Annotated in this window: 6 protein-coding genes; 1 reads left to right on the top strand and 5 read right to left on the bottom strand. The window is 62.7% G+C overall.

Going from position 1 to position 9574, the window contains the following annotated elements; translation table 11 throughout:
* Positions 1–962 (top strand): DUF6596 domain-containing protein (locus V7M64_RS04920; RefSeq protein WP_333677466.1); only part of this gene is annotated, 962 nt, incomplete at its 5' end.
* Between the two features lie 82 nt (positions 963–1044).
* Here V7M64_RS04920 and V7M64_RS04915 read toward each other — a convergent pair.
* From V7M64_RS04915 to V7M64_RS04895, 5 genes are all read right to left on the bottom strand, one after another.
* The gene (locus V7M64_RS04915) at positions 1045–1236 is read right to left on the bottom strand and encodes a hypothetical protein (RefSeq protein WP_333677464.1); all 192 of its coding nucleotides are present in this window, start codon (positions 1234–1236) and stop codon (positions 1045–1047) included.
* A gap of 6 nt (positions 1237–1242) precedes the next feature.
* Positions 1243–2724, bottom strand: a complete 1482-nt coding sequence (locus tag V7M64_RS04910; RefSeq protein WP_333677462.1) for an MFS transporter — start codon at positions 2722–2724, stop codon at positions 1243–1245.
* Positions 2721–4901 carry a Six-hairpin glycosidase-like protein gene (locus V7M64_RS04905; RefSeq protein WP_333677461.1) on the bottom strand — a complete coding sequence of 727 codons (2181 nt, stop codon included), beginning with the start codon at positions 4899–4901 and terminating at the stop codon, positions 2721–2723. The genes V7M64_RS04910 and V7M64_RS04905 overlap by 4 nt, the downstream gene beginning before the upstream one ends.
* Positions 4902–5187: 286 nt before the next feature.
* Positions 5188–6747, bottom strand: coding sequence for a glycosyl hydrolase family 39 (locus tag V7M64_RS04900; RefSeq protein ID WP_333677460.1), 1560 nt, complete (start codon positions 6745–6747; stop codon positions 5188–5190).
* A 185-nt stretch (positions 6748–6932) separates the two neighbouring features.
* Positions 6933–9284, bottom strand: a complete 2352-nt coding sequence (locus tag V7M64_RS04895) for a TIM-barrel domain-containing protein (protein WP_333677459.1) — start codon at positions 9282–9284, stop codon at positions 6933–6935.
* Positions 9285–9574 lie beyond the last annotated feature (290 nt).

Here is a 9574-nt window from a genome sequence, read left to right as displayed (position 1 = left end):
TGCTCGACGACGACATCGGCGACGACCTGCTCAGGCTGATCTTCACGGCCTGCCACCCGGTGCTGTCCGCCGATGCGCGCGCCGCGCTCACGCTGCGCCTGCTCGGCGGCTTGACCACCGACGAGATCGCACGCGCCTTCCTGGTGCCCGAACCCACCATTTCGCAGCGCATCGTGCGCGCCAAACGCACGCTGTCGGACAAGCAGGTTCCGTTCGAAGTGCCGCGCGGCGAAGAACGCGACGAACGGCTCGCCTCCGTGCTGGAAGTGATGTATCTGATCTTCAACGAAGGCTACGCGGCAACCTCCGGCGATGACTGGATTCGCCCCGAGCTATGCAACGAAGCGATGCGCCTTGGACGCGTATTGGCCGGCCTGGCGCCGCAGGAACCGGAAGTGTTCGGCCTGCTGGCGCTGATGGAGATCCAGGCTTCGCGCCTGCACGCACGCACCACGCCAACCGGCGAGCCGATCCTGTTGGCGGACCAGGATCGCAGCCGTTGGGATCCATTGCTGATCCGCCGTGGCCTGGCCGCGCTGGAACGCGCGGAAAAGCTGGGCGGCGCGCGCGGTCCTTATGCCTTGCAAGCGGCCATTGCCGCCTGCCATGCACGTGCGCGCACCATCGACGCCACGGATTGGTCGCGCATCGCCGTGCTGTACGGCGAACTGTCGCAGGTGCTGCCATCGCCGGTGGTGGAACTCAACCGCGCGGTCGCGGTGGCCATGGCATCCGGCCCTGCCGCAGGACTTGCACTGGTCGATGCGCTGGCGAACGAACCACTGCTGCGCAACTACCATTTGCTGCCGAGCGTGCGCGGCGATCTGTTGAGCCGGCTTGAGCGCCATGCCGAAGCGCGCGAGGAATTCGAACGCGCCGCGTCGCTGGCGCGCAATGGACGGGAGCGAACCTTCTTGCAGCAACGCGCTGCTGCTTGCGCCGAAGCCGCGCGTCATACGTAATTCTTCCAGACCGTCATTCCCGCGAAAGCGCACTGCTGTCCGGGGGAAATTTCGCCGTTCTTGCGGGAAAGCTAAAACGACGTCATTCCAGCGAAAGCTGGAATCCAGCGACTTGAAAATCTGCAAAGGCACTGGATTCCAGCTTTCGCTGGAATGACGAGCTGATGGCACTGAATTTCCATGAAAAATTCTCGATGCGGGTGCTATGCCGCGCATTTATGAAGAACTTCATTTTCCCCGGACAGCAATGCGCGAAAGCGGGAACGGCGGCCATGAAAAATTACGCAAGCGCCCTCGCAAGCACCGGCTCCTTCACCCGCAACACGCTCACCCCCGCCACCAGCAAGCTAACACCGCCCAGCACCAGCGCATAAATCGGCTGCCCGTGAAAGAACACGCGCAACAACACGCCCAGCACGCTCGCGGCGAGCAACTGCGGAATCACCACGAAGAAATTGAAGATGCCCATGTAGACGCCCATCTTCTCCGCCGGCAGATTGTCCGACAGCAGCGCATACGGCAGGGAAAGAATCGACGCCCACGCAAAACCCACGCCTACCATCGGCAACAGCAACCAGTGCGGGTCGCGAATCAACAGGAACGAAATCAGCCCCGCCCCACCCAGCCAGAGGTTGATCAGGTGGCTGATGCGCAAGCCCCAGCGGCGCACCATCAACGGAATCACCAGCGACGCCACCGCGGCAAACCCGTTGTATGCGGCAAACAGCACGCCCACCCAATTGGCGCCGTTGTTGTAAGCCGCCGATTGCGGATCGCTGCTGCCGAAATGCACCTGCGCCACGCCCGCCGTGGTGTAGATCCACATCGCGAACATGGCGAACCATGAAAACAACTGCACGAGTGCCAGGCGCCGCATGGCCGGCGGCATCGCGTGCACGTCGGTCATCACTTGCGTGAACATGCCATGGCCGCGCGCCACGCTCAGCCACAGCTGCGAAAGGCCGAAAGCGGCCAGCCCACCGGCCAGCAGGTACAGCTCACGCTCGAGACCGTAGGCATGCACCAGCCATCCGCCGATTACGCCGGCGACCAGCCAGATCAAGCCTTGGTTGCGCGCGCTGCGCCGCTCCACCTGCACCGGCGCCTGCTTCACCGCATCGTCGAACACACGCAACTGGTCGGGCGGGTATTCGCGCGTGGACAGCACCGTCCACAACACCGAGCCCAGCAACACCACCCCGCCGATGTAGAACGCATCGCGCACCGTATCGGGCACGCCGCCCGGCCCGGCCACGTTGCTTACACCCAGATGCGCCAGCAAGTACGGCAACAACGAGGCCACCACGGCGCCCAGGCCGATAAAGAAACTCTGCATCGCGTAGCCCAAGGGCCGCTGCGCCGTCGGCAATTGATCGCCGACAAACGCGCGGAATGGCTCCATCGATACATTGATCGATGCATCCATCAACCACAGCAGCATCGCGGCAATCCATAACAGGCCCGAGTTGGGCATCCACAGCAATGCCATTGTGGTCAGCACCGCGCCGGCCAGGAAGTAAGGCCGCCGCCGCCCCAATCGTCCCCAGGTGCGATCGGAGGCGTAGCCGATCAACGGCTGCACGATCAGGCCCGTGAACGGCGCCGCGATCCACAGCATCGGGATATCGCCCACGCCCGCGCCCAGCGTCTGGAAAATGCGGCTGACATTGGCGTTCTGCAATGCAAAGGCAAACTGGATGCCCAGGAAGCCGAAACACATGTTCCAGATCTGCCAGAACGACAGCGTCGGTTTGCGGTTCATGGCGTACCTGTGGCGGGCGAGATGATCAGGTCACCGATACGCGCGTCATTGAGCGGTCCATCGATGCCACCCTTGCCGCCGGTGTAGTGCGCGAAATGGCTGAGGTCGCTCATGTTGAAGCCCTGTTGCAACTCAAACCGGCATGCCGCGCCGGCCTTTGCCGTGACCACGGCATAACTGGACGACTGCTCGCCAACGCTGTGCGGCATCACGATCGGCACGCGCTGCGGCGCGTCCTTGCCACATTGCATCACCAGCATCTTTACCGCCGCGGTCACGCCCGTCTCGATCGAGCCGTGATTGTTTTCATAACGCAGCCATACGCGATAGCGGCCCGTGGCAGGCGCGGTCCACGCGCGCGGCCAGCTGTCGCCGATCGCCACCGGCTCGCCACCGCATACGGTCGGACTGTGCAGTGATTCCACGCCGTGCGCGTCGATGCGCGTCACGCTCACGCACGGCGGCTTGGTGCCTTGTGCAATGTAGGTGCTGCCATCGATGCGTCCGACGCGTTGGCCATCCGCATACAGCACGACCTTGCCCTCCACCGTGACGCGCCAGCCTTTGTCGTCCTTGTCGATGGCCGGAGCCTCGGGCGGCGTCGGCGCATACAGCGGCGCACCGGTGCGCAAAGGCAGCGACGCCTGGTCGATCGCCTTCAGCACTACCTGGATATCCGTGCCATGGCGCTTGACGTTGCCTGCCACCAACAGGTTGCCTTGCAGCTTGCGCGGAAGACGCAGCGTAACGCTGCGCTCCGGGCCATGCAGACTGATGCTGTCGTGATCGCCGAACAGCATCGGCACCAGCGATACCGGCAGCTTGGGCTCGACGCGGCCGTCCTGGGTAAGCCCGAACACGCCTTCGTTGACCATGTCCAGGTACGCCGCCACCGACCACAGCTGCCGCGGCGAATCCACCACCGGCCCGCTCAGCTTGCCGTCGTCAACATGCGTCGCCTGCGTAAGCAGCTCGTAGTTCTCCATGTTGGAGCCGGCCATGGCCGCGCCACGCATGATGGAACGCAATTCGTGCGCGATGCGCGCCGGATCATTCACTTCGCGCGCGGCACGCAGCGCATACGCGCTGACGAACGGCCAGATGGCGCGGTTGTGATAGATCGGCTGGTCGCTGCGCTCAGGCCAGATCACCGGACTGCCGGCCGGCCAGGTGGGATAGTTGGCCAACGCCATGCGCGCGCCTTCGCCTTCGGCCACACCGCTGGTGATGGCCAAGGCCGTGCCGAGCAAATCATACGTATCGTAAGGCGTGCCGTCGCCGCCGATATAGCTCATGTACAGCCCGCGATCGGCGCGCCAGAAGTGCGTGTTGATGGCTTTCTTGAGTGCAGCGGCCTGCTCCGCGTAGCTGTTGGCCTTGCTGCGATCGCCGTGTTCTTTCGACAGGCGCGCCGCCAGCTGCAATGCCTGGTAATGCAGCACGTTGGTGGACAGCGCGAAGGATTGCCCAATGGACACCACGTTGCTTGCCGTCCATGCCGGATAGGTCTGCTCGCGCCAGTCAAGGAAGGACGTCTCGCCGCGATACAGGCCAAACTGGGCAACGAACACATACTGCCGGTCCTGCGCCAGCGTGTCGTTCAACGCGCGATACACGTTATCGGCAAACGCCTTGTCGTCCAGCAGGTGCTGCGCGCCCAGGAACCACACCACGCGATCCGTGCTGATCGGCCAGCTGCCGCCCGAACCGGTGTCCTGCATCACGTATAAACCTTGCGGCAGCGATGGATCGCGCACGTCCGACAGCTTGAAGCTCAAGCCGTTGCGCGAGCGTTGCGGATCGAATTGCCACAGCCCGAGGTCGATCGAGTAGGAAAGATCGCGCGTCCATACATATGGCCATTTCGCACCCGTCTCGAAGCAGGTGCATGGAATCGGCTGGCCGTGGTCGAACGCACCGTCGCGGATGGCCGTTACCGAGTCCTGCGCCAGCTCTTCCTGCGCCATGGCGAACAGGCCGTCGAACATCGGGCTGGCGGTGTCCACCCGCATGCGCTGCCTGCCGATGTCGCGCTTGCCGAACGGGCCGGTCAAGGTGAACTGCCCGTTCTTGGCCACGCTCATGTGGGCCTGCTGTCCGCGCCAGGAAATTTCATCGCGCCACACATCCCCGTGGGCGCCTGCGGCCAGGGCCGCCATCAACACAACGCTCAGCATGCACACTCCGCGAATGGGTTCATAGCAATGTTCTGGTTATGGCACGGCGCGAGTCGATGTACATGCTGCAGGCGCAGCATGAAAGCGGGTTCGCGCGGGCGACCATGGATGGTAGGCAAGCTGCTGGCACAGTGCAGCGGTCTGCATACGTATTCATGCATCCGCTTTGAATAGGCTGTGCGTAGCACTCAAAACCTTAGGACGCGTGCTTCGCACAGCATGTTTGTACTGGATTCCGGCCTTCGCCGGAATGACGAGTTGCGGGGTGGCGGAAGGGGCAGGAGGTTCATCGCAACTCCACCACCACCAACCCCTGCGGTGGAATATCGATCCGCAACCGGCCGTTCTCCAAACCCATCGACTCCGGCTCCGCCAATTTGCCAGCCGCACGCAACTGCGCGATCTGCTCGCGACTGGGAAAATCCGGGCGCCCCATCCGATCGAACAGGGCCACCGCATTGCCATGCTTTTCATCCAGACGCCACACGGTGGCCTTCGCACCCGCACTCAAGTGCGACACCTCGACGTCGAAATGCTTGACCGCGCCTTGCGGCTCACCCTTGGTGTATTGGTCCGTATCGCCCACCGGCGGCGCGTAATTCCATAGTGCCAACACGACGGTGCCATCGCCACGGCGCGTCGCCAGCGCGCTGTCGGAAGACAGCGGCAGGCGCGTATCGCCCAGGCGGTGCAGCATCGCGAACGCGTTGAAGGCCGGTTTCTGGATGCGGTCGGCCGCGATCAAGCCAAAGCCGCCATAGAACGGATTGCGCACCACGCCCTGCTCCTCGAACACATCGGAGAAGCTCCAGTAGCTCATGATCTCGACCTTGCCCGCGCATTCGCGGATCGTGTTCGCCATCCACGGGCCCATGTAGATCGTATCGGTGACGTTCGGCAGGTTGGCGTACGACGCGTTGTACTCGCTGAAAATCAGCGGCATCTTCGGATACGGCGAAGCCGCGATCTCTTGATGCACTTTGTCGACGGCGCGGCACACCATGTCGGCGCGCGGAATGTTCTCCTGCGTCTTGAACACGTTCTGCGCGGTGTCATCGCCATACACATGCGTGCTGACGAAATCCGCCGGTACCCGCATATCGCGCACATGCTTGAGGAAATCCGGCACCCATGCAGCCTGCGCGGTACTGGGGCCACCCACGCGGATACGCGGATTTACCGCTTTCAGCGTGCGCGCGGTGTTGTCGTACAGCTTGAAATACGTGGCCTGCTCCGGCCGGCCGCCCCAGAAGGTGAGGTTCGGCTCGTTCCACACTTCGAAATACCAGCTGGCGACTTCATCGATGCCGTAGCGCGCGATCAGGTGCTCGGCAAAGGCGTGGATCATCGCGTTCCACTCGGCGTAGTCCTTCGGCGGCATCACGTTCGGGTGATACCAGAAGTCATGCTGCTGCGAGGGATCGGAACTCAGCTCCGGCGGCATGAAGCTCAGCTCCACGAACGGCTTGACGCCGTGCTCCAGCAACCCGTCGTAAATCTGGTCGACGTAGGAGAAGTTGTAGTGGATATGCCCATCCTTGTCGCGCGAGACCAGGCCCACGTCGTGGTCGAAGATGCCGTGGAAGCGCACGTAGCCGAAGCCGGTCGCCCGGTGCACGGCGTCGAGGTCCTTGCGGTAATCGTCGCGCAATGCCAGCACCGCGCGGCCCGAGCCGAACATCTGCTCCCAGAAATGCGGGAACGCTGCGCCCTTGGCACTGGCATCGACCTCGATGGCAACGGTGTCCGATGGCGCAGGCGTGGCCGCGTGGGCGGCGCCGAACGCCAGCAACGTGGCGAGGCCGAGCTTTGATGCGGTGCGGCGTAAGGGGGCGATGTCAGGCATGGGCGGATCCTTGAGTTTTGCCGGCATGTAAACGTTTACTTGACCACCCAAGTGTCTTACAGAAAGGGGAGACGTTCAATGCCATCCCGGACGACCTGGCTTGGCTGGCATTTCGCCGCTGGGTTTCAGGCCGTCATTTCCGCAAGCGGGAACGACGGCCGGGGAGTCAACGGCGAGCCGGCGCCTCAATGCGCGACGGCTGCCTGCAATGCCATGCGCGTGGCCTTGTTCGCAGCCAGCCGCAGCAGCGTCACGCTGCCATAGCGATCGTGATCGACCGCCCAACCCTCGCCCTTCGCCGCCTGCAATGCCTCCGCATTGGCATACGAGTTGAGCGACCCGGCGTGGCTTGCAGCGATACCGTGCACCTTCACCAGGTAGTACTTCAACGCCGGCTTGTAGCTGCCATGGGGCGCGTCGATGCTGAATTCCGCTCCATCCCCACTGCGTTGTGTGCTCAAGCGCTGCGCATAGAACGCACCATGCTCATAGGCATATGTGTCGCCATCATCATCGTAATAGTCGAAGTGCGTGGCGTGCTCGGCGGGGAACACGTCCACCGTCAATTCGGTCACCGGCTTTTCGCTCACATAGTCCATCGCCGGTTGTGTGGGGATGATCGCCCCATCACGAATGAACAGCGGGATATCGCTCCACGTCTTGCTATCCACCGCGTAGTGGATGGTCTGCCCGCCCTGGTACACCTTGCCGCTGAAGTAATCGGTCCACTGGCCCGCGGGCAGATAGATGTCCTTTTCCGTCTGGCCTTTCGCCACCACCGGCGATACCAGCAAACCCGCGCCGAACATCCAGGCGTCCACGTCGTCGCGCACTTGCGGGTCGTGGGGATAATCGAAGGTCAATGGCCGCACGATGCCCACGCCGTTGACGGTCGCGGCACGTTCGTAGCTGTAGATATAGGGAATCAGCGTATAGCGCAGGCGCATCGCATCCGTCGCGGCTTTTTCGGCAACGGGGCCATACATCCACGGCTGGCGCTTTTCACCCAGAGTGCCGTGCACGCGGAAGATCGGCACAAACGCCGCAAACTCGATCCAGCGCGCGTAGTTTTCGTTGTCCGGATGGCCGCGGAAGCCGCCGCCATCCATGCCCCATTTCATCTCGCCCACGTCGATGGCGCTGAGCATGCGCTGGCGCTGCGCCGCCATGCTGTCAAAACCGGTGTCGATATCGCCTGACCACAGGCCATAGGCGTAACGCTGCGAGCCAAGGTAGAAGTCGCGATTGATCGACCACACGCGCGTTGGCGTATAAGCGCGCTGCCCGTCATACAGCGCGCGCTGCATGTTCAAAAATTGCGTGTTGCTGTTGGTGTCGTCGGCCTCGTCATTCCACCAGCCGACGATGCCGGTATCGAAGGAGTGCTTGAGCGCATCGTTGAAGAACCAGGCACGCACGGCCGCCTGGTCGAAATCCAGCTCGCGCACCGGCTTGAGCGAGAAGTAATCCATGTTCTGCGCCCGGCTCGTTTGCCAGAACCCGTGCGCCTCGGCATAGCGTCCCTCCACCGTGTCCACGTGGATGCGCGGCTTCATGATGCCGGTCATGTGCATGCCGAGCTGATCCATCATGCTTTTGAGCTTGCCGCTGGGGCCGTCGGGAAATTTGGTTTCGTTCCAGCGGAACTCCCCATAGTTGTCCTCGCCCCAGGCCTTCCAGTCGAAATCGAAGGTGAAGTTGTCGATGGGGATATGCCGGCTGCGGTAACCATGCACGATGGCGAGCAGCTCCTTCTCATCACTGCCCCACTGGCTGTTGGTAAAGCCCATGGCCCATTTGGGGAACATCGGCGGTGCGCCGCTGAGAGTGGCCAGTGCCGCAAAGATTTTCGGCGGCGTGCCGGCGATCACGTCATAGCTGACGTCCTCGCGATTGATGCCGGTGACATCGATATGGCCATCTGTCAGATCGAATTTGGCGCCGACCGTGTCGACCAGCACGCCATAGCCCCGCGTGCTCCACACGAACGGACCGCCCGGATAGCCCTGCTCGCCCGCCTTGGCGATCTGCACGCCATGGCGCAGCAATCCGCCTTTGGCCGGCTCGAACGCATCGTAGCCGCCGATGCCGTAGAGCGGGTCACCTGCTTCATGTTGCAGAACGATCTGGTGCTCCAGCAGCGTGGCCGGATCGGTCTGCAGCAGAACATGGCCTTGCGCATCGGCAATGCTGAGCCGTCCCGCTTGTTTGTCCCAGCTGACCGTCAGCTCGTGGCTGGCCACGGAGACGCTATCGGCACTGCCATGCACACGCAGATTCGACAGCGTGTCGCGCGAGGCATGCGGGTCCATCACGATACCCAGGCGCGTACTGACGCCGTGCGGCATGGCGTGGACTTGCACCACGTTTGGCGTGACAAAACGAATACTGATGCGGTCGCTGCCATGACTCAGCTCGATGCCGCTGGCATCGGCATGCTCGAGCTGAAAGGTTTGCGGGGGTTGGTCGGCAAGCGCCGGGTAAGACGTTGAGGCGATCAGCAGGCCACAGAAGGCCAAATTACGCAGGGTTGTCATCCAACCATCCTTATGTATTGCGACGTGAGCCGGCCGAATATAACCAGAGTGCTTTGGTTTCGGGGTAAATCCTCCATGCTGCCGAGGATGCGTTCCCTCCCCTGTTTGCAGGGGAGGGTTAGGGTGGGCTGCGAGTGGAGCGAGCGGCACAAGCCTGCCAACGCAAAAACATCTGCCACTTGCATTCAAGAGTTGTGGAGCGAAGCCAGCTGCACGCTAAAGCACAAGCAACCCACCCCAGCCCTTCCCTACTGCCGCAGGGGAGGGAGCACATCACCACGGCAGCAAGC

Source organism: Dyella sp. (assembly GCF_036746095.1).
GTDB lineage: Bacteria > Pseudomonadota > Gammaproteobacteria > Xanthomonadales > Rhodanobacteraceae > Dyella_B.
This window is presented reverse-complemented; position numbering and strand designations above follow the sequence as displayed.